The following is a 23,541-nucleotide window of genomic DNA, read 5'->3' as shown; positions in this document are numbered from 1 at the left end:
AAATCTGAACAAAAATAAGCCGTCCGTTTCAGGCATTTCGCATACCTGAAAGACAGGGCGGCTTATTTGTTTCATCGGATATGTTTTAGCGCATCATTTTATAATAGACAGGAATCAGCAGAGCGCAGGCACCGAACCATGCGAGCGGGCTGGCAATGCAGACAGAAGTATATCCCAGAATACCGGAAAGTCCCACAGTGGCGGCAATACGCATAACAAGCTCGATCATACAGGCTGCAAAAGGGGCGCGGCCGTTCTGCATGCTCTGAATCGAAGTACGGTAAACTGCCAGAAGACCAAGAATAAAGTAAAACGGTGCAACAATCGTCAGATATGCATCCGAATAATGATAGATCTCCGCTGTAGGAGCTGTGAGGAACATTCTTACGATCGGGTGGCGCAGAAGCAGGATGCCGATACACATGATAAGGTTAAAAAATTCCGTCTGGATGAGACAGGCACGTACACCCTGACGAATCCGATCTTTTTTGCCGGCACCGAAATTCTGTGCAACATAATTGGAAATAGCTGTCATCATGGCATTGTTTACAAGCACAGAAAGCTGATCAGCCTTGGATGCAGCAGTGTATCCGGCAACGGCAGCAGTTCCCAGTGAATTTACAACGGTCTGCATGGCAAGCTGTCCGATGCACATGACAGACATCTGAAATCCCATAGGGAAACCGGTTTTCAGATGAATCCGGATGGTATCTTTAAGATCATGGAAATCCTCCGCATGCAGATGCAGTACAGGAAAGCTTTTCAGACCGACGATCAGGCTGAGTACTGCAGAAAGAAACTGTGCAAGGATCGTAGCCCAGGCAGCTCCGGCAACTCCCATGTGGAAAGGTACGATAAAAAGGATATCAAGAAAAATATTCAAGACAGAAGAAAACACCAGAAAGTAAAGAGGTGTTTTGCTGTCACCCAGTGCACGCAGCATGTTTGAGATCATATTGTAAAAAACAGTTGCGCCGGTTCCCAGAAGAACAACAAACATATAATCGTAGGCTTCCCCTGAGATATCGGCAGGAATCTGCATCCATCGGAGAATCTGATGGGCAAGGAGACAGCAGACAAGTGTCAGGACAACTGTGAAAACGATACTCAGAAGAGTAGAAGCTGCAACACTTTTTCGCATTCCCTTTTCATCCTTTGCGCCGCACCTCTGGCCAAGGCAGATTCCGAAGCCGCCTGTAAAACCATTGATAAAGCAGAATACAAAATAAATGATAATACTGGTTGAGCCGACAGCGGCAAGAGATTCGGCACCCAGGGTCTTACCGACGATCACAGAATCGGCAAGCGTATAAAAAAGCTGAAACAGATTTCCAAGAATAACGGGAATCGCGAATTTCAGCAGAGACCAGAATGGATTTCCGGTGGTAAGATCCATTTCTTTACTTCTGGACATAAGCTCCTCCTTCTTGTACTATAAGAGTAATAAATATTTCACCGTGGAGAATTGTAAGATGACCAAGAGAAGAATTCTGGTAGATGATACCAGACGTGAGCTTTCGGAGCACGGAACAGAAACCTTTCCCATGACGGTTAATCATGACGATCTCTGGGCATTTGAAGGAAAAAGAGTTCCGATCCACTGGCACGATGACCTTGAGATCAGTCTTCCGAGAGAAGGCGAGGCCATATACCAGATCTACGAAAAAAGCTACATAGTCAGACCGGGAGAGGGGCTTCTTCTGAATCGAAATGTTCCGCACAGCTGCAGCTCACAGAATAATGCCCGGGCACGTTACAGTACGATTCTTGTCAGACCGGATTTCCTGTACGGAGATTTCGGAAGTGACATTGAACGGAACTGCTTCCGTCCTTTCCTGGAGAACTCAGCGGTCCCGTGCATTCATCTGAAAGGCACAGACGAAGGGGAAAAGGAGATTCTGAAGCTGCTGAATCAGGTGGAGGAAGTCTTTGACAGAAAAGTCTGCTGCTATGAATTAAGGATCAAAGGACTTCTGTGTGAGGCGTTCAGCATGATCCTTTCCGAAAACCGGAAATCATTTTCCAGATTTGTCCCTGCCAATCAGCTGGAGCTGGAACGCCTGGAAAAAATGCTGAATTATCTGAATGCCCGCTCCCAGGAAGTGATATCACTTCAGAGTCTGGCAGAGCAGGTGCACCTGTCCCGGGAGGTCTGCTGCCGCCTTTTCAAAAAAATGACCGGAAAAACCGTTACCGGATATCTGGAAGAATATCGTGCGAACAAAAGCTTCCCGCTGGTACAGAGCGGCCAGTATTCCATGACACAGATCGCTGACATGGTAGGTTTCAGCAGCGCCAGCCGTTTCGCCAGTGCATTTCGAAAACAATTTGGCTGCAATCCCGGAGAATACAATTCTCTGAAAAAGAAAAAGATGTAGACAACACATATGTCTGCGTCTTTTTTTTCTGCATGCTCATTATAGAGAAACATGGAAAAAAATGCGATTCCGGTATTGCTGATTTTGATACAGATATTGATTTATCTCAGCAGCTCCGGTATAGAACTGTGCAGCGAAAGTGGATTGCGAACAACAGATCGATCTGATTAGATGATGAGATGAAAAAAAGTTTAAAAATATTGAAAGATTTAAAAACGGGAAGCTGCGACGAGAAAAAACAGCAGGTATAAAAGTCATAAAAATGCAGATTATGTCAGAAAAGCAGGTCAAGTTTTAGCATATTTAGAAAATGTGGAACTGTTGCATTAAACGTTTAAAAATATAAAAGTTCGAGAAAAATACAAAAGTTTATACTGCTTTAAACTTTTTAAATGAAAAAAATAGTGAAAAATAACTAAAAAACAGCTTTTAAATTTATAATAAATGTAGAAATAGTAAAAAACAGTTGAAAACAACTAAACGATGTGGTAAATTTATTTCAACAAAACACGAGACGTACTAAACGAAATTCATGAAAAGTTTAAAGGAGGACATGTTATGAATTTTAAAAAGGTAATGGCAGCAGCACTTGCAGGAGCAATGGTATTCGGAATGGCTTCATCCGTAAGCGCAGCAACAGAGGTTACATTCTGGACACTGAACACAAGACAGGAAGCAGTTGAGCCGATCGTAGAGGCATTCAACGAAGCAAACCCTGATATTAAAGTAACCGCTTCTTTCTATGATACAGACGGTATCAAGGATGCCTGCAAGGTAGCAGCTTCTTCCGATACACTGCCAAGCATGTGGTTCAACTGGGGCGGCAGCCTTGGTAAATTCTATGCAGACAACGGCAAGACATACGACCTTACCGAGTACGCAGAGAAGAACGGCTGGAACGATAAATTCACAGAGTCCGCATTAAACCTCTGCACATTCGACAATAAGCTTGCAGGATATCCGACAAGCTACAATGCACTTGGTGTTTACTATAATAAGCAGATCTTTGATGAGTGCGGAATCGAAGTTCCAACAACTTTCGATGAGTTCGAGGCAGCTCTTAAGACTCTGAAAGATAACGGATACACTCCAATGGAAGCAGCCGGACTGAACGGATGGCACGTAATGAGATGGGTAGAGCTTCTTGTAGAGCATTTTGCAGGCGCTGAGGAGCATGACAAGATGAACACATTTGAGGAGAGCTGGGACAACGAAGCAGTTGTACAGGCCCTTACCAAATATAAAGAGTGGGTTGACGCAGGATACTTCCCGGATGGATTCCTTACCCTCGACCCGAACGATGCGATCATGCCATTTGGTTCTGGAGAGTGTGCAATGGATCTTGAAGGACAGTGGTATGACGGACAGATCCTTCAGAATGATCTGGATATTAACAACTATGGTGTATTCGCATTCCCGTCCGGTGGTGACAACCGTATGTCTGCATTCGCAGAGATGACAGAGTTCAATGCAAACCTTTCCGACGAAGAGCTTGATGCATGCGTGAAGTTCATGGATTACTATCAGAGCGATGAGAACGTTGAGAAATACGGTGAGTACTACAATGTACCGCTTCCAGTACAGGGCGCTGAGGCACCGGCAGATCAGATTAACGTAAACGGCATGCTTGAGACATCTAATAAGAATGGTACATTCACCATCACAGACCAGGCATTCCCGACAGAGGTTGCTGATGTTCTCTTCAATGCACAGGATGCCATCGCTAATGGCGAGATGACACCAGAAGAAGGTGCAGCTAATATCCAGAAAGCAATCGAGGATTATCAGGCTAAATAATTAAGCATGGCAGAGCGGCCAAAGCGCAGTCTTTGACCGCTCATTGCTTTTGAGCAAGATGTGCAGACGGTACATTTTGCGGGAATAAGAGTGGAGGGATTCCGGAATGAAAAAAAAGAGTAAAATTGAATTCAGCGCATACGCATTTCTTATACCGGCTGCAGTCATCTATCTTTCAGTTATCGTAGTACCGGTATTTTACTCACTGTTTATCAGTTTGTTTAAATGGAATGGTGTTGCTGAGAAGGAATTTGTCGGACTGAGCAACTATGTAAAATTATTCACTGATGATCCGACATTCATGATCGCATTAAAGAACAATTTAATCTGGATCGTGCTTACGATCGTACTGATGATGACCGTTTCTCTTGGATTTGCAGTCATCCTGAACAAGCAGTTCCGCGGACGTACAGTTTTCCGTGCATTTTTCTATTTTCCGTGTGTAATCGCGCCGATCGCAGTAGCCATCATCTGGAGATGGATCTACAATCCGAACATCGGATTTATCAATCAGTTTTTCAAAGCAATTGGTGTTAATTTCAAACAGACATGGATCTCTGATCCGAAGGTCAGTCTGTATGCGATCTTTGCAGCTGCGCTCTGGCAGGGAATCGGACAGCCGATGATCCTGTTCCTGGCAGGTTTACAGTCTGTTTCACCGGATGTCCTTGAGGCAGCTACCATTGATGGAGCAGGTCCGGTCCGTAAATTCTTCAGTGTAACCGTACCGCTTATGAAAGAGACATTCGTAATGGTTCTTGCAACACTGATCGTAGCAGCAATGAAAGTTTATGATATTGTACAGGGTCTTACAGGCGGCGGTCCGAACAACTCCACACAGGTACTTGCCACCTATATGTATTCACAGACTTTCCAGTATAACAATGTAGGTATGGGTACGGCAGTTGCATGTGTTATGGTCGTTATGATGCTGATCGTAATTGTGCCGTATGTTTCCTTTACAGCAAAAGAAAAGTAGGAGGTACAGACAATGGACGGAAAAAGTAAAAAAATTACAAAAAAAGTGCTGCTGTATGTGCTTCTGGCAATTCTCGCACTGATCTGGATCATACCGATCTTTACACTGGTAGTAACAGCACTGAAACATAAAAAAGATTTCATGAGTGGTTTAAGCCTGTTTCAGCTTCCGGCAGAAATTGCCTGGGATAACTTTTCAAAAGCTATGACACAGGGACGTCTCTTTACTTATATGAAGAATGACCTTATCATTTCCTGTCTGAAAGTACCGCTTGGTATTTTCGTAGGAGCCATGGCTTCTTTTGCACTGACAAGACTGAATATCAAACACCGTGTGGGAATCTTTGTATTCTTCCTTATCGGTATGATGCTTCCAATGCAGACAGCACTTGTGCCGATCAACATTATCTACAGCAAACTGAATCTTCTGAATACATACTTCGGATTATTCTATGTATATATCGGTTTCGGTATTTCCTACTGTATCCTGATCATGCGAGGTTTTATGCTGGGAATTCCGAAGGATATTGATGAGGCAGCATGTATTGACGGTTGTAACAAATGGCAGCTTTTCTATAGGATTATCCTGCCGATCGCAAAACCGGCGATCGCAACACTGTTCATTACAGACTTCCTTTCCACATGGAATGAGTACCTTCTGGCCAGCGTTATCATCAACGACAACACAATGAAAACAGTACCGGTTGGTATTATGACCTTTGTTGGTGAGCATGGAACGGATTATGGTTATCTGTGTGCAGGTGTACTTGTTTCCGTTATCCCGGTTATGGTTGTATATCTGATCTTCCAGAGATACTTTGTAGAAGGTATGGCAGGAGCAGTTAAATCCTGATTTACAGAAAGAAAGAGGACGAATTATGAGTACTTGCAAATTTACGGAATCTGTAGAAAAATGGGGAACATTCGAAGCAGAGATGCCGGGAGAACGTGACGGAAATCCGTTTACCGATTATGCGATACAGGGAACCTTTAAAGGCAAAGAAGAGACAAAAACTGTAGATGGTTTTTATGATGGAGACGGAATCTACCGTGTACGTTTCATGCCTTCCTTTGAGGGAGATTATACTTTTGAGATCAAAGGCAGCTTTTCTGATGAAGTGTACATCGGTGCATTCCATGTAACACCTGCAACAGAAGGCAACCATGGACCGGTTCGTGTATCCTATACTTACCATATGGCATACGAGGATGGAAAACCTTATTATTCCATTGGAACGACCTGCTATGTATGGGAGCTTCAGAGTGAGGAGCTTCAGAAGCAGACACTGGAGACACTGGCAGACAGTGCGTTTAACAAGATCCGTTTCTGTGTATTCCCGAAACACTATGATTACAACCTGAATGAGCCGATCAGCTACCCGTATGAGGGAACTCCTATGGACAGCTCTGTGCTGACATCTGATAACTTCCAGGAATATGTTGGCTGTGCAGAAGGCAATAACTTCGATTACAAGAGATTCAATGTGAAACATTTCCAGCACATTGATGACTGTGTGAAGAAGCTGATGGATCTGGGAATCCAGGCTGATATCATTGTAATGCATCCGTATGACCGCTGGGGATTCAGCGAGATGAGCGCAGAGTGCGATGATCTTTACTGGAAATATCTCATCGCCAGAGTAAGCGCATACAGAAATGTATGGTGGTCTCTTGCAAATGAGTACGATCTTTTCCCGAAAAAGGCCACAGAGGACTGGGAGCGTTACGCATCCATCATTCAGGAGAAAGATGTTTATAATCATCTTCGTTCCATCCATAACTGCAAGAGCTTTTATGATTATACAAGACCGTGGATCACACACTGCAGTATCCAGAGACAGGATCTTTATAAATCCTCGGAGATGGTAAATGAGTGGCGTATCCGCTATAAAAAACCGGTAGTTCTGGATGAGATCGCTTACGAGGGAAATATCCAGCACGGCTGGGGAAATATCAGCGGAAAAGAAATGACAAGACGTTTCTGGGAAGCATTCTGCAGAGGTGCATATCCGGGACATGGCGAGACATATATGAATGATGAGGGAATTCTCTGGTGGTCCCATGGCGGCAAGCTTCATGGAGAGAGCCCTGAGAGATTCAAGTTCCTTCAGAAGATCATGGAGGAGACTCCTGCACCTGGACTTCGCCCTCTTGAAAATCAGTGGGATGAGGTTGGGGCATCTGTAGACAACAGTCTTCAGGATATTAAATATTATATTTTCTATTACAGCTTCATGCGTCCGTCATTCCGCGAGTATCATATTGATGATGAAACAGAGTTTGAGGTAGAAGTAATCGATACATGGAACATGACCATCGAGAAAAAAGGAACCTTTAAAGGCAAGTTCCGGATTGACCTGCCGGGAAGAGAGTATATGGCTGTGCGCGTGCGCGAGGTTAAGTGATTTATGGGGAGCTGCCGGAGAGGCGGCTCCCTGCTTTATGTTGACAGGAAAACCAAAAGTGTTTAGAATCAAGGAGAAGTTTAAATCAAGAGGGATCAGAATGAAGATAAAGGCAGCAGATATAGCGAGAAATCTTAATCTTTCCAAGGCAACGGTATCCCTGGTTTTAAACAATAAACCAGGAGTCAGTGAGAAAACCCGACGAAGGATTTTTGATTATATTGGAGAGGTCACAGGAGAAGCAGAACGACAAAAAGAAGAAAAAAACAAGCAGGAATTAGAGAATAAAAATATCATCAAGGTACTTTTTATTGATAATGATCTCAGATTCCTCAAGAATTTTGAATTGGATGTATGCCCGGACAGCCTGACGGTATTTGAACAGGAAGCCAGAAGAATGGGCTGTATCATCAGCGTGACTTACGCTTCTTCACAAAAAAAAGAAGATGTGGAGCGTGTAGTGCGTGAGGCCAATGAGGAAAATGTGGCAGGTGTGATCCTGTATGCAACGGAGATGCAGCCGGATCAGTTTCCACCGTTTCGGGCAATCCGAAAGCCAATGGTGATCTATGATAATGATCTTGGGAATGAATATCATTGCGTTACCTTCGGTGGGGTGGAAGGAATCAGGGATGGTGTGGATTATCTGGTTTCCAGAGGCTGCCGGAATATCAAATATCTGGCCAATACCCAGAATATTTTTAATTTTCAGCAGCGTCGTGCGGGATTCCGTGCAGGACTTCGGAAGAATGGTCTGCCACTGGAGAAAGAATCTATCTACCCGCTGGGAGAAACTACCAGTGAGGTATGTGAGGCAACATTGAAATATCTGGAGACGCATGAATTGCCGGATGCCTTTATCATGGAAAATTATCAGATTTCCATTGGAGTGATGCGTGCGTTACGGCAGAAGAAGATTTCGGTTCCGGAAGACATCTCTCTTCTGGGAGTAGATGAGCTCCCGGATTATCTTACCGGAGATATCCTTCTTACCACGCTTCGGATGGAGCATCTGGAACGTGCACATGTGGCCATGCTTTTTCTGGAACAGGAGATGAAGGGGGCGATTTCCTGTAAATTCAAATCGTTTTCCACCTGTAAGATCATTCCGGGGCAGACGGTCAAATAAAATGGAAATACAGATGAGGAGAAAATAAAATGTTATTTTTTGTAAACGATTACTGCGAGGGAGCGCATCCGGCGATCCTTGAAAAACTTGTGGAGACAAACATGGAGAAGCTTTCCGGATATGGCACAGATAAATACTGTGATTCTGCAAAAGAAAAGGTCCGCAAGGCATGTGGCTGTCCGGATGCAGAGGTGTTTTTTCTGGTAGGAGGAACTCAGACCAATGCGACAGTTATCGGTTCCGTGCTGAACAGATACGAGGGTGTACTGGCAGCTGAGACTGGTCATGTAAACTGCCATGAAGCCGGTGCTATCGAGTATACCGGACATAAGGTTCTGGCACTTCCGGCAGAGAACGGAAAGATCAAAGCAGAGAGTATAACCGAATATATCGAAACTTTTTACGGGGATGAAAGTCATGACCATATGGTATTTCCGGGAATGGTATATATTTCCCATCCTACAGAATACGGAACGCTTTATACAAAGAAAGAACTGGAAGAAATCTTCAATGTGTGCAGACATTATGAGCTTCCGCTGTTCCTGGACGGAGCAAGACTTGGATACGGCCTGGTAAGCCCGGAAACAGATGTGACACTTGAGGATATTGCGAGATATACAGATGTATTCTACATCGGCGGAACCAAGGTAGGAGCACTCTGTGGTGAGGCAGTTGTTTTTACGAAAAAAGCTCCGAAACATTTCATGACTATGGTGAAGCAGCAGGGAGCTCTTCTGGCCAAGGGGCGTCTTCTGGGAATCCAGTTTGATACTTTATTTACAGATGATCTGTATACAAAGATCAGCCGAAACGCCATTGACACTGCTATGAAGCTGAAAAAAGCTCTTCAGGAAAAAGGCTACCAGCTTTATATTGATTCTCCGACAAACCAGCAGTTCATAATCCTGGAAAATAATAAAAAAGAAGAACTTGCAAAAAAAGTCCGGTTTGATTTCTGGGAGAAATATGATGAGGATCATACAGTGATCCGTTTTGCTACAAGCTGGGGAACGAAGATGGAAGATATTGATGCGCTGATCGAATTGCTGTAGTGCGTATCATCCTGAGAAGATCATAAAGTAGAAATAATTGCAGGAAATTTGGTATAAAATAATTCCCTGCAGGATCTGCAAAATCAGGTACAGATATAATATCCTTGGCAGTATGCCCGATGAAGAGATATATTTATATCATCTGTTTTGTAAATTCCTGCGGGGTTTTTATTTTTTGGTCTGTGAGGAATTATAATTTTTTGCCCTTCTCAGCGGCAGCAGTCAGAGCTTCAAATACAGCACTGCGGAAACCGTTTTTCTCCAGTGTGCGTACACCTTCGATGGTAGTTCCGGCAGGGGAGCAGACCATGTCTTTCAGATCGCCGGGATGTCTGCCTGTTTCAAGAACCATCTTTGCACTGCCAAGTACTGTCTGGGAAGCGAATTTGTAAGCCTGTTTACGGGGCATTCCCTGACTTACGGCGGCATCTGCCATAGCTTCGATGAACATAAATACATAAGCCGGTGCACAGCCGCCTACAGCACCTGCAGCATCCATAAGACGTTCGGGTATCACTTCTGTGCATCCGAAGCTGTCTGTGATTTTAAGAATTTCATCGAGTCCTTCTTTGGAAACGCGCTCGTTGGCGCATACAGCAGTCATGCCTTCACCAACCTGTGCGGGAGTATTTGGCATGAAACGGACAACTTTCAGAGGAAGGCCGGCTTTTTCTTCCAGCCATGCAAGGGTCTTGCCCGGGGCAATTCCAATGATAGTGTGATCTGCTGTGAGGCTGTTGTGGACTTCATCTAAGACTTCCTCGTAGAACTGGGGTTTTACTGCAAGTACAATAGTTTTTGCAGATCTGACCACCTCGTTGTTATCCGGAGTGGTGACAACACCGAGATTTTTTTTGCTGCGTTCTCTGCCTTCTTCTGTAAGGTTGGAAACAATGATCTCATCTTTTGAAAAAATCCCCTGTCGGAGAATACCGCCGATCATTGCAGAGCCCATATTTCCACATCCGATAAAACCGATCTTCATAATAAAAATCCTCCTTGAAATTATGTTTTATAAAAAAAGACACGCTCCCAAAAGCGTGCCTCCCTTGGCAATGAAAGCAGATAACGGGAGTCGAACCCGCCTCCTCAGCTTGGGAAGCTGATGTTCTACCGATGAACTATATCTGCCTGCAATCCCAATTATAGCACTGGAAATAAGAAATACAAGAGCTGATTTTCCGTCAGGGAAATTCCCTAGTTTTATTGCGAAATGTTGGCTTATATGACTTTTTGAGATTTATTACCATCCCTGGCTCATAGTGCTGTTATGATATTTTGTAGAATAAGTTACATCTTCTCCGAACCATTCCGGAGCCGTGTAGGCATTGGCAGCTTCCTCTGTAGGAAATTCTACCTCTGCAAGAAGAACCCCCTCGTATTTGCCATGAAAAACATCCAGCTCAATGAAAAGTCCGTCTTTTTCCGGAATCACGTAGCGGTCTTTTGTAATAAGAATCCCATCGGCCTTAGGTTTCAGATGTTCATATGCCTCGGAGGTGAGAGGAAGATTGTATTCTTCACGGGCCATCAGCCCTTTGGATTTATAAGTGAGAAAATAATCATCGTCCTGTCTGCGGATGCGGACGACCGGCGAGGTGCATAAGTATCCCTGTTCGATTCTGTGACAGGGATAGGGAGCCAGATCATCCGGAAGATTTTCTTTCGGGATCAGAAATTTTCGTTCGATTTCCATGAAAAAGATACCTCCTGTCTGAAATTTGCTGAGTCCAGTTTACACGAAAAAGAACAGATTTGCAACGCCGGAGCTTTTTTACCGCATTTTCCTTGACATTTCGGGCAGAAAAAAGCATTATGAAAAGGAAAAAAGATGCCGGCATGAACCGGAGATACACGTAATGAAAGGACGGGAAATATTATGAGCAAAGTATATATTTTTTTCGCAGATGGTTTTGAAGATATTGAAGGTCTGACGGTGGTAGATCTGATGCGTAGAGCCGGTATTGATATTCAGACTGTATCTATAAAAGAGACAAAAGAGATTCGGACTTCTCATGGAATCAATCTTCTTACAGACGCTGTTTTTGGCGAGTGTGATTTTTCTGATGCGGATATGCTGGTGATTCCGGGAGGAATGCCAGGAACCAGATATCTGGAGGAATATAAGCCGCTTACAGACCTTCTCGGCGATTTTTACAGGAAGGGCGGCAAGGTGGCTGCAATCTGTGCGGCACCGGGTGTTTTTGAGAGACTGGGCTTTTTAAAGGGCAGAAATGCCACTTCCTATCCGTCTGTAATGGAACAGCTTACCAGCGCAAAAACCTCTCTGGAGCCGGTAGTCGTGGATGGAAATGTGACTACAAGCAGAGGACTCGGAACAGCTATTGATTTCAGTCTTTCCCTGATCCGTCAGCTGGAAGGAAGAGCGAAGGCAGAGAAAATCGCGGAAGAGATCGTATATTCCACAGAGATTTTTTATTAAAAAGAAGCTTAAGCGTAACCTTTTAAGGATAAGATGGAAGATACAGGACGGAGATTGGAGAGTTTTACGAAAAAGAAAGGCTTTCCGGCTACATAACCCGAAAAAAATACTGGCGTTTTTACAGTGGTTATGCTATACTACAGAAATGACTGTAAATATATAAAATGCGAGTATTAACTATTATATAAGGTATTTAACTCGATATAATTAAGGAGGAACAAGAAACATGAGTTTACAGGTGGAGAAAATGGAGAAAAACATGGCGAAACTTACAATCGAGGTTTCCGCCGAGGATCTTGACAAGGCAATGCAGAACGCATATCAGAAAGCAAAAGGCAGAATTTCCATTCCGGGATTCCGTAAAGGAAAAGCTCCTAGAAAGATGATCGAGCAGATGTACGGTAAGGGAGTATTCCTTGAAGATGCAGCTAACGCTCTGATCCCTGAGCATTACAGCAAAGCACTTGCTGAATGTGACCTTGAGATCGTTTCCCAGCCTAAGATCGATGTAACACAGGTTGAGCCTGGCAAACCATTTATCTTTACAGCAGAAGTAGCTACCAAACCAGAGGTAACTCTTGGCGACTATAAAGGACTTGAGGTTCCGAAGTCTGAGACAGAGGTAACAGACGAGGAAGTTGAGGCAGAGCTTAAGAAAGAGCAGGAGAAGAACTCCAGAACTATCACAGTTGAGGATCGCGCAGCTGAGAACGGCGATACAGCAACAATCGACTTCGAGGGCTTCGTAGACGGAGAGGCATTCGAGGGCGGTAAAGGAACAGATTATCCGCTGACACTTGGTTCCAACACATTCATCCCGGGATTCGAGGAGCAGCTTGTGGGTGCTAAGACAGGTGACCACGTAGAGGTTAAGGTTACATTCCCGGAAGAGTACCAGGCAAAAGAGCTCGCTGGTAAAGAAGCAGTATTCCAGTGCGACGTTAAGAAGATCGAAGCAAAAGAGCTTCCGGAGCTTGACGACGATTTCGCTAAAGATGTATCTGAGTTTGATACACTTGCTGAGTACAAAGAGGATGTTAAGAAGAACCTCGTAGAGAGAAAAGCAGAAGAGGCTCGTCGTGCTAAAGAAGACGCAGCAGTAGATAAAGTGATCGAGAATGCCCAGATGGATATTCCGGAAGCAATGATCGAGACACAGACACGCCAGATGCTTGATGACTTTGCAAGAAGAATGCAGTCCCAGGGTCTTTCCATGGAGCAGTACTTCCAGTTCACAGGCCAGAGCGTTGAGAAGATGATGGAAGACATGAAGCCACAGGCTCTTAAGAGAATCCAGACAAGACTGGTTCTTGAGAAGATCGCTGAGGTAGAGAACATCCAGCCAACAGAGGAAGAGGTTAACGAAGAGATCTCCAAGATGGCAGAGATGTACAAGATGGAAGCAGACAAATTAAAAGATCTCATCGGTGAGAACGAGATGGAGCAGATGAAGAAAGATATGGCTGTTCAGAAAGCTGTTACATTAGTTGCCGATGCAGCTGTAGAGGCATAATAAACCTCGGAAATGGAGGGCAAAATGAGTTTAGTACCTTACGTCATTGAGCAGACCAGCAGAGGAGAAAGAAGTTACGATATCTATTCAAGACTTCTTAAGGACCGAATCATTTTCCTTGGAGAAGAGGTAAACGATGTCAGTGCTAATCTGATCGTTGCGCAGCTTCTCTTCCTGGAAGCTGAAGATCCGTCCAAGGATATCCAGCTTTATATCAACAGCCCGGGCGGTTCTGTAACTGCCGGAATGGCAATCTATGATACAATGCAGTATATCAAGTGTGATGTATCTACTATCTGCCTTGGAATGGCAGCCAGCATGGGAGCTTTCCTCCTGTCCTCCGGTGCCAAAGGCAAAAGATACGCACTTCCGAATTCAACGATCATGATTCACCAGCCGTCAGGCGGTGCACAGGGGCAGGCTACTGAGATCCAGATTGTAGCTGACCAGATCGCAAAAACTAAAAAGAAGCTGAACGAGATTCTTTCCATGAATACCGGACAGCCTCTTGAGATTGTGGAGCGGGATACTGACCGTGACAACTATATGACAGCTGAAGAAGCTAAGGCATATGGGCTTATCGATGGTGTTGTGATCCACAAATAATGCGTAAGAAAAGACTCCTGTAAAAACACAGGAGTCTTATCTTGCTTTAAAAAGAAATTTTAAATGTCTGCGGGAGGCGGACATTTACGCTTAGAAAGGAAACAAAATCATATGGCAGATAAAGTAAGAGAAGGAAAGGTAAGATGCTCCTTTTGCCATAAGACCGAAGATCAGGTACGTAAGCTGATCGCAGGTCCGGATGGAGCATATATTTGTGATGAATGTATCGGTATCTGTTCCGAGATCATGGAAGAAGAGTTCAGCATGTATGACCGCGAAGATGATTACGGAACAGGAATCAATCTTCTGAAACCGGAAGAGATCCACAGCATTCTGGACGAATATGTTATTGGACAGGACGATGCCAAGAAGGCTCTTTCCGTAGCTGTTTACAATCATTACAAGAGAATTCTTGCTTCCAGAAATCTGGATGTTGAGCTGCAGAAGAGTAATATTCTGATGCTTGGCCCGACCGGTTCCGGTAAAACACTTCTTGCACAGACCCTGGCAAGACTTCTGAATGTTCCTTTTGCCATCGCAGATGCCACAACTCTCACAGAGGCAGGCTATGTAGGCGAGGATGTTGAAAATATTCTTCTGAAGATCATCCAGGCAGCAGATTATGATATTGAACGTGCACAGTACGGAATCATCTATATCGATGAGATCGACAAGATCACAAGAAAATCAGAAAACACTTCTATTACAAGAGATGTGTCCGGCGAAGGCGTACAGCAGGCACTTCTTAAGATTCTTGAGGGAACCGTTGCAAGTGTGCCTCCGCAGGGAGGCAGAAAGCATCCGCATCAGGAATTTATCCAGATCGATACCACCAACATTCTGTTCATCTGTGGTGGAGCTTTTGACGGACTTGAGAAGATTATCGAGTCCAGACAGGATACCAAGTCTATTGGCTTTGGCGCAGAAGTTTCCGAGAAGGAAGAGCGCAACGTAGGTGAAGTTCTCAAGGAAGTAATGCCGGAAGACTTTATCAAGTTTGGTCTGATTCCGGAGTTTATCGGACGAGTTCCGGTTGTTGTAACACTGGATTCACTGGATGAGAATGCACTGATCCGTATCTTAAAGGAGCCTAAAAACTCCCTTACCAAGCAGTACGATAAGCTTTTTGAGCTGGATGGCGTAGAGCTTGAGTTTAAGGATGAGGCACTTGAAACCGTTGCACGGAAATCGCTTGAGAGAAAGACCGGCGCCAGAGGACTTCGTTCCATCATGGAGCATACGCTGATGGATCTGATGTACAAGACACCGTCTGATGATACGATCCGTAAGTGTATTATCACAAAAGAGGCAGTGGAGGGAACCGGCGAACCGGAGATCATCCACGGGGAGGCCCCGGCTCCTGCGAAGAAGGCAGGGCACAGAACATCCCGTTCAAGAAAGAAAGGCAAGCCGGAAACAGCTTGATGAAGGGAATGACATAAATGACAAATCAGGTCAATATATTGCCAATGATCGCTCTCCGTGGGACAACCGTCCTTCCGGAGATGATCGTACACTTTGATGTAAGCAGAGAGAAATCGATCCGGGCCGTGGAGGCAGCCATGCTCCATGACCAGAAAATTTTTCTGCTGACGCAGAAGGATCCGGAGGTTGAGAATCCGGAGCTTGAAGATCTGTATCAGGTAGGAACCATTGCCTATATCAAGCAGGTCGTGAAACTTCCACAGGATCTTTACCGGGTTCTGGTAGAAGGACTGGATCGTGCAGAGATCTTAAGCCTGGAGCAGGAGGAACCTTATCTGAGGGCAGAGTGTGAGAGCGTTACAGCTGAGGAAGAAAATTATCCGGAGCCTGTGAAAGATGCCATGCTTCGAAGTATCCGGGAACTTTTTCAGAGATATTGCAGAGAAAGCGGCAAGATTAGTAAAGATCTGGTTAATCAGATCCTGATGATTGAGGATGTCCGTGAGACGATCGACCAGATTGCCGTAAATCTTCCGATGTCCTACCAGAATAAGCAGAAGCTTCTGGAAGCAGTTTCTTTGAATGACCGTTATGAGATTCTGGGCGCGCTTCTCGGCAGTGAAATCGAAGTGATCCATATCACGAAAGATCTTCAGAGAAAGGTGAAATCTCATATTGATAGAAACCAGAAAGAATATATTCTCCGTGAACAGCTGAAGACGATCCGAGAGGAACTGGGTGAGGATAACACAGCAGATGATATTGAGGAATTCAAAAAACAACTGAAAAAACTGGACGCTTCTGATGATGTGAAAGAAAAGATTTCCAAGGAGATCAGCCGTTTTAAAGGAATGGCAGCCAGTGCGGCGGAAGCAACCGTTCAGAGAGGCTATCTGGAGACGGTTCTTTCACTTCCGTGGAATAAGAAATCCGAGGATTCCGAGGATCTTGAGAATGCATGGAAGGTTCTCGAGGAAGGTCATTACGGACTGAAAGACGTAAAAGAGCGTATCATGGAGTTCCTTGCTGTACGTAAGCTTACCCACAAGGGCAAGAGCCCGATTCTCTGTCTGGTAGGCCCTCCGGGAACAGGAAAGACTTCCATTGCCCGTTCTGTGGCAGAGGCTATGAATAAGAAATACGTTCGGATTTGCCTTGGCGGTGTCCGCGATGAGGCGGAGATCCGCGGCCATAGAAAGACTTACGTCGGCGCCATGCCGGGAAGGATCACCGTAGCTCTGAAGGAAGCCGGTGTCAGCAATCCGCTGATGCTTCTTGATGAGATCGACAAGACAAGCAGTGACTATAAGGGAGATACCTCCGCAGCTCTTCTTGAGGTGCTGGATCCGGAGCAGAACAGTAAGTTCAATGATCATTATGTAGAGATTCCACAGGATCTCTCCGAGGTGCTGTTTATTGCAACAGCCAATGATGTGCAGGGAATTCCGAGACCACTTCTGGACCGTATGGAGCTGATGGAGATTCCGGGATATACCGAGAATGAGAAAGAGCATATTGCAAGAGAGCATCTGATTCCGAAACAGATGGAGATCAACGGAATTCCGGAAGGAAAACTGGTGATCCAGCCGGCAGCACTTGGCAAGCTGATCAACAGCTACACCAAAGAAGCAGGTGTCCGTTCCCTTGAGAGAAATATCGGCCGCATTTGCCGCAAGACAGCACGTGCGATCATGGAGGACGGCAAGGATAAAGTCGTAGTCACATCCAGAAATATCTCAAAATTCCTCGGCAAGGAGAGATATGATTATCTCATGGCCAATGAGAAGGATGAAATCGGAATCGCCCGTGGCCTTGCCTGGACCCAGGTGGGTGGAGACACTCTTCAGATCGAGGTCAATATCATGCCGGGAAAAGGCGAGCTGCTTCTCACCGGACAGCTGGGAGATGTGATGAAAGAATCCGCACAGGCAGGTATCAGCTATATCCGTTCTGTTGCAGATCAGTATGATATCAAGCCGGAATTTTTTCAGAAAAATGATATCCACGTACATATTCCGGAGGGGGCTGTTCCGAAGGATGGCCCGTCTGCGGGTATCACCATGGCAACAGCCATGCTTTCCGCGATCATTGAGAAACCGGTACGTGCGGATCTTGCCATGACCGGTGAGATCACCTTAAGAGGCCGTGTGCTTCCAATCGGCGGACTGAAAGAGAAGCTTCTTGCAGCCAAATATGCAAGAATAAAAGAAGTCCTTGTTCCGGCGAAGAACCGTCCGGATATCGAGGAGATGGATAAAGAGATCATTCAGGGACTGAACATTCAGTTTGTTGAAAACATGAAGGAAGTTCTCAGTGAAGCTCTTGCATAAATCAAACATAAAAAGCCCCTGCCCTGGGAATCAGGACAGGGCTTTTGAGAGAAAAGGGAGGAATAACGAATGGTAATCAAAAACGTATCGCTGGACATTGTATGCGGAATCACAAGCAAGATCCCGGACACAGGAAGACCGGAGGTGGCTTTTGCGGGAAAATCAAATGTAGGGAAATCCTCCCTGATCAATGGTCTGATGAACCGCAAGGCTCTGGCGCGTACCAGTGCACAGCCGGGAAAAACACAGACCATCAATTTTTATAATATCAACGAAGCAATGTATCTTGTAGACCTGCCGGGCTACGGCTACGCCAAGGTTTCCGCAGCGGAAAAAGAAAAATGGGGCAAGATGATCGAGGGCTATCTTCACAAGTCTAAAGAGCTCAGGGCTGTATTTCTTCTGGTGGATATCCGTCACAAGCCATCTGCAAATGACAAGCAGATGTATGACTGGATCTGCCATAACGGATATGAGCCGGTGATCATTGCGACCAAGCTGGATAAGCTGAAACGAAGCCAGGTAGCAAAAAGCCTGAAGGAGATCCGCACAGGACTGGGACTTCCGAAAGACGGAAAGATCCTTCCGTTTTCCGCGGAGACGAAGCAGGGAAGAGATGAGATATGGGCACTGATCGATGAGTTGACCGGGCTTTTGGAGCCGGCAGCTACAGAGGATTAAGGAGAACAGAAAAATGGGAATTATCAAGGCGCTCAAGCTGGGATTTGACTATCAGAGATATGACGATGACGGCAATGTTGTAGATACACAGCGTGCAGTCAATGATGTGAACCTGGACATTGAAGCGGGGGAATTTGTGGCAGTTCTGGGCCATAACGGTTCCGGAAAATCCACACTGGCAAAGCATATGAATGCGCTTCTGATCCCTACAGAGGGAACCATGCTGGTGGACGGGATCGACACAGCCAGAGAATCCAAGCTCTGGAAGGTACGCCAGAAAGCAGGTATGGTATTTCAGAACCCGGATAACCAGATCATAGGAACCGTAGTGGAAGAGGACGTAGGTTTTGGTCCGGAAAACATGGGAATCCCCACAGATGATATCTGGAAACGGGTCAATGACAGTCTGGAAAAAGTGGGCATGACAGCCTACCGCTATCAGTCACCGAACAAGCTGTCCGGCGGACAGAAGCAGAGGGTAGCCATTGCAGGAGTTATGGCCATGCGGCCAAGATGTATCATTCTGGATGAGCCTACAGCTATGCTGGATCCTAACGGCAGAAAAGAAGTTCTGGAGGCAGTGCGGGAGCTGAACCGCAAGGAAAAAGTGACCGTTATCCTGATCACACATTACATGGAGGAAGTGATCCATGCAGACCGTGTCTATGTGATGGACAGCGGAAACGTTGTGATGCAGGGAAATCCGAAGGAAATCTTTTCCCAGGTGGATACCCTGAAGGCCTATGGCCTGGATGTACCGCAGGTAACACTGCTTGCATATGAACTGAAAAAATCCGGTGTGGATGTTCCGGATGGAATACTGACTACAGAGGAGCTGGTGAGCGCATTATGTCAATCGAATTAAAAAATGTAACTTATACCTACAGCCCCGGGACAGCCTATGAGAGCCATGCACTGAAAGATGTCAGCCTTGTGATCCCGGACGGCCAGTTTATCGGAATCATCGGACACACAGGAAGCGGAAAATCCACACTGATCCAGCATCTGAATGCGCTGGTGCAGCCGACATCCGGACAGGTTCTCTACAACGGAGAGGATGTGTGGGCGGAGAAATACGACCGGAAACAGCTTCGAAGCGAAGTAGGACTGGTATTCCAGTATCCGGAGCATCAGCTTTTTGAGAATGATGTGATCTCCGATGTATGCTTTGGTCCCATGAATCAGGGACTTTCCAGAGAGGAAGCAGAGAAAGAGGCCAGACAGGCACTGACACAGGTTGGAGTAAAAGAATCCAATTTTAAGAAATCCCCATTTGAGCTTTCCGGAGGCCAGAAAAAACGAGTAGCGATCGCAGGAGTTCTTGCCATGAACCCGAAGATCCTGATTCTGGATGAGCCTACCGCAGGACTGGATCCGAAAGGTCGTGATGATATCCTTGATCAGATCGCAGAGCTTCACAAAATGAGAGGAATTACCATTGTTCTGGTGTCACACAGCATGGAAGATATTGCAAAATATGTAGAACGTCTCATTGTTATGAACCATGGAGAAGCAGTATTTGATGATACGCCTAAGGCTGTTTTTACCCATTATAAAGAGCTGGAAGCCATGGGACTTGCAGCACCGCAGATCACTTACATCATGCATGCACTGAAGGAGCACGGACTTGCTGTGGATGCAGATGCTACAACTGTGGAGGAAGCCAGGGACAGCATTCTTGCTGCACTGAAAGAGGCGGATTCTCCACTTCTCAAAAAAGGAGGGGCGGAAAAATGATCAGAGATATCACTATCGGTCAGTACTATCCGGCCAAATCCGTTCTTCACAGACTGGATCCCCGGACGAAATTTCTGGGAACGATGGGATTCATTATTTCAGTATTTCTGTTCCATACATTTCTGGGATATGCAGTAGCTACGGTATTTCTTGTAGCCATGATCGCGATTTCGAAGGTACCTGTGAAATTCATGTTCAAGGGTCTGAAGGCAATCGTTATGATCCTTCTGATCACGGTTGTGTTCAATATCATCCTGACACCGGGTGAAGTACTGTGGAAATTCGGAATTATAAAAATTACAAAAGAAGGTCTTGTTCTGGCAGGAAGAATGGCTATCCGTCTTGTATATCTTGTGATCGGATCCTCGATCATGACGCTGACCACCACACCGAACCAGCTGACAGACGGACTGGAGAGACTGCTCCGCCCGTTAAATAAAATTCGTGTGCCGGTTCATGAGATCGCCATGATGATGTCCATTGCCCTTCGTTTTATCCCGATCCTTCTTGAGGAGACAGACAAGATCATGAAGGCACAGATCGCCAGAGGTGCAGATTTCGAGAACGGAAACCTGATCCAGAAGGCAAAAAACATGGTACCGCTTCTTGTGCCGCTGTTCATTTCCGCGTTCCGCCGTGCAAATGACCTGGCCATGGCTATGGAAGCCAGATGCTACCATGGAGGAGATCACAGAACCCAGATGAAGCCACTGCATTATGAAAAACGGGATTACGCAGCATACGGAATCCTGGTGGCTTACCTTGCTGTAGGTGTTGTATTCCGCGTAGTGGGACTGTAAAAGGGAGATTGTTTTATGAAACGAGTAGGACTTGTAGTAGCTTATGATGGAACCAATTATTCCGGCTGGCAGACACAGCCCAACGGAACCACCATTCAGGGTGTTTTAAATGATACCTTAAGTGAGCTTCTTGGAGAAAAGATCGAGACCATCGGTGCCAGCCGTACAGATGCCGGTGTTCACGCTCTTGGAAACGTGGCAGTTTTTGATACAGAATCAAGGATCCCCGGGGAAAAATTCTCCTATGCACTGAATCAGAGACTTCCGGAGGATATCCGTATTCAGCTCTCTGAGGAGGTGGAACCGGACTTTCATCCCCGCTACTGCGACAGCGAAAAAACATACGAATACCGTATCCTGAACCGGAAATTTCCGGTCCCTACAGAGCGGCTGTATTCTTATTTTTATCATTACAAGCTGGATGTGGACAAGATGAAGGAGGCCACTTCCTATCTGATCGGACGTCACGATTTTGCCAGCTTCTGCGGCTCCGGAGCCCAGGTAAAAACGACCATCCGGACTGTTACTTCCATGGATGTATGGAGAGATGGTGACATGGTAACGATCCGTATATCCGGAACAGGTTTTCTTTATAATATGGTACGCATCATTTCCGGAACACTGATCGAAATCGGAAACGGACAGTATCCGCCGGAACGTATGGATAAGATACTGAAGGCCTGCAACCGTGGGGCAGCGGGTCCTACAGCTCCGGCTCAGGGACTGACACTTATGGGAATCGAGTTTTTCTGATCATTCAGATTTTTCAAAAGATACATTAGAGGTACAAGATGAAAAATACGCAGGATCTGCTGCATGGAAATATCAGGAGAGAACTGATCGCTCTGACCATTCCCCTGGTGCTGGGAAATATCCTGCAGCAGTTTTATAACACCATAGATTCTTTTATTGTGGGACGATACGTAGGAACAGAGGCTTTCGCGGGCATTGGCGTTGCAGGAAGCATTATGAACCTGTTTATCTTTATTCTGAATGGTGGCTGCAATGGAATGTCCATTATTTTTGCAGAGCTTTACGGGCAGAAAAATTATGAAAAGCTTCGAAAAGAAAGCTTCCTTTCGCTGAGCGCGGGAGGAGGCTTTACCATTGTTCTAAGTGTCATAAGCCTTCTGGTGCTGTATCCGGTACTGGCGCTGATCCAGACACCAGCAGAGGTGGAGCCTTATGCTGTGGCGTATCTCCGGATCATTTTTATCGGGCTTCCGGCAACATTTCTCTATAACTGGTGCTCAGCCGTTCTGCGGGCAGCAGGGGATACGGAAACGCCGTTGTGGACGCTGTTTATTGCAATGGTCATGAATCTGGGGCTGGATATTGTGTTTGTATTAGGATTACATATGGGAACTTCCGGCACAGCACTTGCCACAGTTATTGCCCAGCTGTTTTCTGCCATCGTGTGCTTATGGATCATGAAGAAAAAGCATCCGATCTTTTTCTTCGGGCGAAAGGAAATGGTGATGGATCTGCCGCTTCTGAAGCGGACTGCCAATTTCGGTGCAGTCTCCGCCCTGCATCAGTCCAGCATTTATATAGGCAAGATGCTGGTGCAGGGAGCGGTAAATTCCGGCGGAACGGATATCATTTCCGCTTACACAGTAACGACCAGAATCGAGGGCTTTTCCAATTCCTTCGGAGACAGCGGTTCCACGGCTATTTCTGTATTTGTGGCTCAGAACCGTGGTGCAGGCGACAAAAAAAGAGCACTGAAGGGCTTTCACCAGGGACTTGGACTGATGATCGTATTCGTGATCATTCTCTCTGTACTGCAGGCGGCTCTGACCAGAGGTGCGGTGCTGCTTCTCATGGGAAATCCTTCTGAGGTGGCAATGAAGAACGCAGTGCTCTATATGAATGTGATTTCTGTTTTTTACATTCTGAATTTTATCGGAAATGCAGGTGTGGGATTCTTCCGTGGAATCGGAAAGATCTCCGTCCCGGTGATCGGAAGTACACTTCACATTTCTATCCGTGTGATCCTTTCCTATCTTCTGATTGGAAAAATGGGACTGGAGGCAGTTGCATTTGCTACCGGAATCGGCTGGATCAGCGTTGTGCTCTACCAGATCGTGGTTTACCGGAATGTGCGGAAAAAAGGATTTATCTGAAAAATAAAATAGAGCAGAGGCGGCTTTTCGTAAACGGTCATGTTTTGACCGCCAACTGTGTTTGCATTTTTGAGGTGCAGCAGGTATAGTGGAAAGCAGAGAAAAGCAGCCGGGTTCCTGGGTACGGGATGAACAGGAACA

The 23,541-nt window shown here is 45.7% G+C and carries 21 protein-coding genes and 1 tRNA gene; 18 read left to right on the top strand and 4 right to left on the bottom strand.

Translation table 11 applies throughout. The features are described 5' to 3' along the window. Positions 1 to 85 precede the first annotated feature (85 nt). Positions 86 to 1,414 (bottom strand): MATE family efflux transporter, encoded by a 1,329-nt coding sequence (locus tag WMO28_RS05330; RefSeq protein WP_349056278.1) that lies wholly within the window; start codon positions 1,412 to 1,414, stop codon positions 86 to 88. Between the two features lie 58 nt (positions 1,415 to 1,472). Here WMO28_RS05330 and WMO28_RS05325 point away from each other — a divergent pair, with 58 nt between their 5' ends. The 7 genes from WMO28_RS05325 to WMO28_RS05295 all read left to right on the top strand — a co-directional run bounded on the left by WMO28_RS05325 (position 1,473) and on the right by WMO28_RS05295 (position 9,739). Further along, on the top strand, positions 1,473 to 2,378 hold the full coding sequence (locus tag WMO28_RS05325; protein WP_349056277.1) for a helix-turn-helix domain-containing protein: 906 nt from the start codon (positions 1,473 to 1,475) through the stop codon (positions 2,376 to 2,378). Between the two features lie 558 nt (positions 2,379 to 2,936). Further along, positions 2,937 to 4,175 carry an extracellular solute-binding protein gene (locus WMO28_RS05320; RefSeq protein ID WP_178644199.1) on the top strand — a complete coding sequence of 413 codons (1,239 nt, stop codon included), beginning with the start codon at positions 2,937 to 2,939 and terminating at the stop codon, positions 4,173 to 4,175. A 106-nt stretch (positions 4,176 to 4,281) separates the two neighbouring features. Continuing rightward, the gene (locus WMO28_RS05315; protein WP_349056276.1) at positions 4,282 to 5,154 is read left to right on the top strand and encodes a carbohydrate ABC transporter permease; all 873 of its coding nucleotides are present in this window, start codon (positions 4,282 to 4,284) and stop codon (positions 5,152 to 5,154) included. Positions 5,155 to 5,166: 12 nt separating this feature from the next. Beyond that, the gene (locus WMO28_RS05310) at positions 5,167 to 6,006 is read left to right on the top strand and encodes a carbohydrate ABC transporter permease (RefSeq protein WP_349056275.1); all 840 of its coding nucleotides are present in this window, start codon (positions 5,167 to 5,169) and stop codon (positions 6,004 to 6,006) included. 25 nt (positions 6,007 to 6,031) lie between these two features. Beyond that, positions 6,032 to 7,558 (top strand): DUF5605 domain-containing protein, encoded by a 1,527-nt coding sequence (locus tag WMO28_RS05305; RefSeq protein WP_349056274.1) that lies wholly within the window; start codon positions 6,032 to 6,034, stop codon positions 7,556 to 7,558. A 100-nt stretch (positions 7,559 to 7,658) separates the two neighbouring features. After that, on the top strand, positions 7,659 to 8,687 hold the full coding sequence (locus tag WMO28_RS05300; protein ID WP_349056273.1) for a LacI family DNA-binding transcriptional regulator: 1,029 nt from the start codon (positions 7,659 to 7,661) through the stop codon (positions 8,685 to 8,687). Positions 8,688 to 8,716: 29 nt separating this feature from the next. Continuing rightward, positions 8,717 to 9,739: a threonine aldolase family protein gene (locus WMO28_RS05295; protein WP_173738605.1), complete on the top strand. Its 1,023-nt coding sequence runs from the start codon at positions 8,717 to 8,719 to the stop codon at positions 9,737 to 9,739. 190 nt (positions 9,740 to 9,929) lie between these two features. On the opposite strand, the gene proC is transcribed toward WMO28_RS05295, so the two are convergent. The 3 genes from proC to WMO28_RS05280 all read right to left on the bottom strand — a co-directional run bounded on the left by proC (position 9,930) and on the right by WMO28_RS05280 (position 11,435). After that, positions 9,930 to 10,724, bottom strand: a complete 795-nt coding sequence (proC, locus tag WMO28_RS05290) for a pyrroline-5-carboxylate reductase (protein ID WP_119238697.1) — start codon at positions 10,722 to 10,724, stop codon at positions 9,930 to 9,932. Positions 10,725 to 10,799: 75 nt separating this feature from the next. After that, positions 10,800 to 10,870 (bottom strand) — tRNA-Gly (locus WMO28_RS05285). A gap of 112 nt (positions 10,871 to 10,982) precedes the next feature. After that, positions 10,983 to 11,435 carry a CYTH domain-containing protein gene (locus tag WMO28_RS05280; protein WP_349056271.1) on the bottom strand — a complete coding sequence of 151 codons (453 nt, stop codon included), beginning with the start codon at positions 11,433 to 11,435 and terminating at the stop codon, positions 10,983 to 10,985. Positions 11,436 to 11,615: 180 nt separating this feature from the next. Here WMO28_RS05280 and WMO28_RS05275 point away from each other — a divergent pair, with 180 nt between their 5' ends. The 11 genes from WMO28_RS05275 to WMO28_RS05225 all read left to right on the top strand — a co-directional run bounded on the left by WMO28_RS05275 (position 11,616) and on the right by WMO28_RS05225 (position 23,400). Beyond that, on the top strand, positions 11,616 to 12,182 hold the full coding sequence (locus WMO28_RS05275) for a DJ-1 family glyoxalase III (RefSeq protein WP_349056288.1): 567 nt from the start codon (positions 11,616 to 11,618) through the stop codon (positions 12,180 to 12,182). Between the two features lie 226 nt (positions 12,183 to 12,408). Further along, positions 12,409 to 13,695 carry a trigger factor gene (gene tig / locus WMO28_RS05270; RefSeq protein ID WP_178644216.1) on the top strand — a complete coding sequence of 429 codons (1,287 nt, stop codon included), beginning with the start codon at positions 12,409 to 12,411 and terminating at the stop codon, positions 13,693 to 13,695. 24 nt (positions 13,696 to 13,719) lie between these two features. After that, complete coding sequence (gene clpP, locus WMO28_RS05265) at positions 13,720 to 14,301, top strand: ATP-dependent Clp endopeptidase proteolytic subunit ClpP (protein WP_173738312.1); 582 nt, start codon at positions 13,720 to 13,722, stop codon at positions 14,299 to 14,301. A gap of 111 nt (positions 14,302 to 14,412) precedes the next feature. Further along, complete coding sequence (gene clpX / locus WMO28_RS05260) at positions 14,413 to 15,726, top strand: ATP-dependent Clp protease ATP-binding subunit ClpX (RefSeq protein WP_178644218.1); 1,314 nt, start codon at positions 14,413 to 14,415, stop codon at positions 15,724 to 15,726. A gap of 17 nt (positions 15,727 to 15,743) precedes the next feature. Continuing rightward, the gene (gene lon, locus WMO28_RS05255; RefSeq protein WP_349056270.1) at positions 15,744 to 18,056 is read left to right on the top strand and encodes an endopeptidase La; all 2,313 of its coding nucleotides are present in this window, start codon (positions 15,744 to 15,746) and stop codon (positions 18,054 to 18,056) included. Positions 18,057 to 18,125: 69 nt separating this feature from the next. Then, complete coding sequence (gene yihA / locus WMO28_RS05250; protein ID WP_178644222.1) at positions 18,126 to 18,737, top strand: ribosome biogenesis GTP-binding protein YihA/YsxC; 612 nt, start codon at positions 18,126 to 18,128, stop codon at positions 18,735 to 18,737. A 13-nt stretch (positions 18,738 to 18,750) separates the two neighbouring features. Continuing rightward, entirely contained in the window at positions 18,751 to 19,602 is an 852-nt protein-coding gene (locus WMO28_RS05245) for an energy-coupling factor transporter ATPase (RefSeq protein ID WP_349056269.1), read from the top strand. Continuing rightward, positions 19,587 to 20,474 carry an energy-coupling factor transporter ATPase gene (locus WMO28_RS05240; RefSeq protein ID WP_178644226.1) on the top strand — a complete coding sequence of 296 codons (888 nt, stop codon included), beginning with the start codon at positions 19,587 to 19,589 and terminating at the stop codon, positions 20,472 to 20,474. The genes WMO28_RS05245 and WMO28_RS05240 overlap by 16 nt, the downstream gene beginning before the upstream one ends. After that, positions 20,471 to 21,274 carry an energy-coupling factor transporter transmembrane protein EcfT gene (locus WMO28_RS05235; protein WP_178644228.1) on the top strand — a complete coding sequence of 268 codons (804 nt, stop codon included), beginning with the start codon at positions 20,471 to 20,473 and terminating at the stop codon, positions 21,272 to 21,274. The genes WMO28_RS05240 and WMO28_RS05235 overlap by 4 nt, the downstream gene beginning before the upstream one ends. Before the next feature lie 15 nt (positions 21,275 to 21,289). Next, a complete protein-coding gene (truA, locus tag WMO28_RS05230) occupies positions 21,290 to 22,027 on the top strand; it encodes a tRNA pseudouridine(38-40) synthase TruA (RefSeq protein ID WP_349056268.1) in 738 nt (245 codons plus the stop codon). Positions 22,028 to 22,065: 38 nt separating this feature from the next. Beyond that, positions 22,066 to 23,400: an MATE family efflux transporter gene (locus tag WMO28_RS05225; protein ID WP_349056267.1), complete on the top strand. Its 1,335-nt coding sequence runs from the start codon at positions 22,066 to 22,068 to the stop codon at positions 23,398 to 23,400. Positions 23,401 to 23,541: the final 141 nt, after the last annotated feature.

Origin of the sequence: Blautia aquisgranensis (assembly GCF_040096615.1) — a bacterium.
GTDB classification, from domain to species: Bacteria; Bacillota; Clostridia; order Lachnospirales; family Lachnospiraceae; genus Blautia_A; species Blautia_A aquisgranensis.
Note: the sequence above shows the minus strand (reverse complement) of the source record. Positions and strands in the feature narration are given on the sequence as shown.

Bases quoted from the DNA above. Each gene is read 5' to 3' on its own strand.
- lon (WP_349056270.1), top strand. From the start codon at position 15,744: ATGACAAATCAGGTCAATATATTGCCAATGATCGCTCTCCGTGGGACA.
- clpX (WP_178644218.1), top strand. From the start codon at position 14,413: ATGGCAGATAAAGTAAGAGAAGGAAAGGTAAGATGCTCCTTTTGCCAT.
- WMO28_RS05315 (WP_349056276.1), top strand. From the start codon at position 4,282: ATGAAAAAAAAGAGTAAAATTGAATTCAGCGCATACGCATTTCTTATA.
- WMO28_RS05240 (WP_178644226.1), top strand. From the start codon at position 19,587: ATGTCAATCGAATTAAAAAATGTAACTTATACCTACAGCCCCGGGACA.
- WMO28_RS05300 (WP_349056273.1), top strand. From the start codon at position 7,659: ATGAAGATAAAGGCAGCAGATATAGCGAGAAATCTTAATCTTTCCAAG.
- WMO28_RS05295 (WP_173738605.1), top strand. From the start codon at position 8,717: ATGTTATTTTTTGTAAACGATTACTGCGAGGGAGCGCATCCGGCGATC.
- WMO28_RS05325 (WP_349056277.1), top strand. From the start codon at position 1,473: ATGACCAAGAGAAGAATTCTGGTAGATGATACCAGACGTGAGCTTTCG.
- WMO28_RS05245 (WP_349056269.1), top strand. From the start codon at position 18,751: ATGGGAATTATCAAGGCGCTCAAGCTGGGATTTGACTATCAGAGATAT.
- tig (WP_178644216.1), top strand. From the start codon at position 12,409: ATGAGTTTACAGGTGGAGAAAATGGAGAAAAACATGGCGAAACTTACA.
- clpP (WP_173738312.1), top strand. From the start codon at position 13,720: ATGAGTTTAGTACCTTACGTCATTGAGCAGACCAGCAGAGGAGAAAGA.
- WMO28_RS05280 (WP_349056271.1), bottom strand. From the start codon at position 11,435: ATGGAAATCGAACGAAAATTTCTGATCCCGAAAGAAAATCTTCCGGAT.
- yihA (WP_178644222.1), top strand. From the start codon at position 18,126: ATGGTAATCAAAAACGTATCGCTGGACATTGTATGCGGAATCACAAGC.
- WMO28_RS05320 (WP_178644199.1), top strand. From the start codon at position 2,937: ATGAATTTTAAAAAGGTAATGGCAGCAGCACTTGCAGGAGCAATGGTA.
- WMO28_RS05330 (WP_349056278.1), bottom strand. From the start codon at position 1,414: ATGTCCAGAAGTAAAGAAATGGATCTTACCACCGGAAATCCATTCTGG.
- proC (WP_119238697.1), bottom strand. From the start codon at position 10,724: ATGAAGATCGGTTTTATCGGATGTGGAAATATGGGCTCTGCAATGATC.
- WMO28_RS05310 (WP_349056275.1), top strand. From the start codon at position 5,167: ATGGACGGAAAAAGTAAAAAAATTACAAAAAAAGTGCTGCTGTATGTG.
- WMO28_RS05305 (WP_349056274.1), top strand. From the start codon at position 6,032: ATGAGTACTTGCAAATTTACGGAATCTGTAGAAAAATGGGGAACATTC.
- truA (WP_349056268.1), top strand. From the start codon at position 21,290: ATGAAACGAGTAGGACTTGTAGTAGCTTATGATGGAACCAATTATTCC.
- WMO28_RS05235 (WP_178644228.1), top strand. From the start codon at position 20,471: ATGATCAGAGATATCACTATCGGTCAGTACTATCCGGCCAAATCCGTT.
- WMO28_RS05225 (WP_349056267.1), top strand. From the start codon at position 22,066: ATGAAAAATACGCAGGATCTGCTGCATGGAAATATCAGGAGAGAACTG.